The organism is Mycobacterium arosiense ATCC BAA-1401 = DSM 45069 (genome assembly GCF_002086125.1).
Lineage (GTDB): Bacteria > Actinomycetota > Actinomycetes > Mycobacteriales > Mycobacteriaceae > Mycobacterium > Mycobacterium arosiense.
The window spans coordinates 1-244 of sequence record NZ_MVHG01000361.1; the positions used below are offsets into that span (position 1 = coordinate 1).

A 244-nucleotide genomic window follows, 5' to 3' on the forward strand; every position below is an offset into this window, starting at 1 on the left:
CGTGCATGCAGCGCATCGGGAATCCGCCCGATCAGCGGGGTCGCCAGGCGGATGCCGAGCCAGCCGCCGCCGGCCAGGGTGGCGAAGGCCAGCAGGTCGATGTAGCCGACGAAGCCTCGGCCCAGGCCTTGCTCCTGGTAGCCGGCCAGGACCAGGTAGGTAAGGGTGCCGCCAAGAGCCACCGGCAGGCTCAGCGGGTTGGCCATGGAGGTCGCCTGGGTGTTGGCGCTGATGGAAAATTGAC

General features: G+C 68.9%; 1 pseudogene. It reads right to left on the reverse strand.

From position 1 onward, the window contains the following. Positions 1-244: pseudogene (locus BST14_RS32195) on the reverse strand (hypothetical protein); the annotation flags it as partial.